The organism is Veillonella dispar (assembly GCF_937975875.1).
Taxonomy (GTDB): Bacteria; Bacillota; Negativicutes; order Veillonellales; family Veillonellaceae; genus Veillonella; species Veillonella dispar_B.
Genome location: NZ_CALJSP010000190.1, coordinates 1 through 2,123, shown reverse-complemented (window position 1 = coordinate 2,123; position 2,123 = coordinate 1). Strand labels below are relative to the sequence as shown.

The window sequence follows — 2,123 nt, the reverse complement described above, 5'->3', positions numbered from 1 at the left end:
GTAGTGGCATGTCCGCTGCATGTAATCGCGCTCAATGCCAAACATACTATAATAAAGATAGCAGATGACTGTAAAAAAAACAATTATTTGAAAGTACTACTATAAATGCTTTATAATTATATAGTTAAAGTATATTTTCTAAGGATTGGGGTTTATGGGCGATTATAATTATAAGTTGGATGTCTTTGAAGGTCCTTTGGACTTGCTTTTGCATCTTATTGAAAAACATAAAATAGAAATCACCGATATTCCTATCGTTGAAATTACGAGTCAATACTTGGAATATTTAGATAATTGGAATCACTTTGATATTCATTATAGTAGTGAGTTTCTTGTAATGGCTTCTACTTTGTTACAGATTAAATCGCGTATGCTATTACCTAAAGCTGACCCTGAGCCAGAAGATGCTGAAGATCCACGTGATGAATTGGTAGCTAAATTAGTAGAGTTTAAGAAAATCAAAGATTTTACAGCTATACTGATGGAACGTACGGCTGTATCCGCTAATATATTTAGTAGACCTGAAGAAACAAGCGTACTTGGGTTAGATAATGTATATAATTTAGAACTTTCCCGATTATATGAGATTTTTTATCAGACTATAAAACGCGCTAAGGAATTAACTGAAGAGGAGCCTATTCGTGAAGTAAAGGTTGAAAAAGACAGTTATAGCTTAGAAGATATGATTCTGTCTTTATCTAGTCGTATACGTCGTGGTGAAAGTTTACACTTTAGAGAGTTATTAGTAGCAATTGAAACAAAAAGTGGTATGGTAACGATCTTTATGGCTGTTTTAGAATTGTTGAAACAACAAATCATGGAAATGCGCTATGAAGAGGATGATATTGTATTCACTGCAGCCTTAGAAGGTACCGTATAGAAAGGGGGCTATATGAGCTTACCAACAATGCATTTAGAGGCCGTGTTATTCTCATCGGCAAAACCTATATCAATAGAAATGCTTGAAGAAGTATTTGAACTTTCAAAAGAGGAAGTACAAGATTATATAGATACATTACAACGGGAACTAGATGAGCAAAATCGCGGCATCCGTTTGAGAGTATCTGGAGCAGGTATTGAGTTAGTTAGTGCCATGGAAAGTGCTGACTATGTAGGTCATATCCGTAAGAGAGAAGATAAATTATCTAATGCAGCGATGGAAACATTAGCTGTTATAGCCTATAAACAACCAATAACTAAAGCTGAAATTGAAGAAATCCGCGGTGTAAATAGTGATAAGATTATTAAACAATTACTCACTCGATCTCTTATTGCGGAACTAGGTCATAAAGATACTGTAGGTAGACCTATTCTTTATGGCACAACCGACGAGTTTTTAAGAAGTGCTGGTGTAGAATCTATTGAAGCTTTACATCAAGAAGTTTCGGAAACAGAAGGATAATATGGAACGATTACAAAAATTTATTGCTAGTTGTGGTGTTGCATCACGACGTAAGGCAGAAGAATTAATTACGGAGGGGAAAGTTCAAGTTAATGGCCGCAAGGTAACTGAGCTGGGCGTTAAAATCGACCCTCAAAAAGATAAGGTTAAGGTTAATGGCCAATTATTGGCGCAAGAAAAGCCTGTGTATTATTTATTAAATAAGCCTAAGGGCGTCATTACATCTGTATCTGACCCTCAAGGTCGAGAAACTGTTTTAGATTATATCAAAAACGAATCTAAACGCATTTATCCTATTGGTCGTCTCGATTTATATACTGAAGGTTTATTATTACTTACCAATGATGGTGAGTTAGCACAAAACTTAACACATCCATCTAAAGGTGTAGAAAAAACCTATGAAGTGCGCATTAAAGGTCGCGTTCGTGATGAAGATTTACAAGTCATTGCCAATGGCGTTAAACTTGAAGATGGAATGACAGCACCTGCTACAATCGTAGACTTAGGTTTTGACGATCATAACGGTGTTCATGAAGTAGAGATTACCATCCATGAAGGTCGTAATCGCCAAGTTCGTCGTATGTTTGAACACTTTGGATATCGCATTCATAACTTAAAACGTATTGCTTATGCAGGTCTCACATTGGGCGGTGTAAAACGTGGTGCTTCTCGTCAACTTACTATTAGAGAGGTTAAAGCACTTAAAGCGTTGGGGACTGAT

General features: G+C 36.2%; 3 protein-coding genes. All 3 read left to right on the top strand.

What is annotated here, in order from left to right:
- The first annotated feature begins 154 nt into the window (after positions 1–154).
- Positions 155–880, top strand: coding sequence for a ScpA family protein (locus Q7P05_RS09470; protein WP_303931846.1), 726 nt, complete (start codon positions 155–157; stop codon positions 878–880).
- A 12-nt stretch (positions 881–892) separates the two neighbouring features.
- Positions 893–1,402, top strand: a complete 510-nt coding sequence (scpB, locus tag Q7P05_RS09465) for an SMC-Scp complex subunit ScpB (RefSeq protein WP_119208197.1) — start codon at positions 893–895, stop codon at positions 1,400–1,402.
- A 1-nt stretch (position 1,403) separates the two neighbouring features.
- On the top strand, positions 1,404–2,123 hold a 720-nt coding region (locus Q7P05_RS09460), incomplete at its 3' end, for a pseudouridine synthase (RefSeq protein ID WP_303931844.1).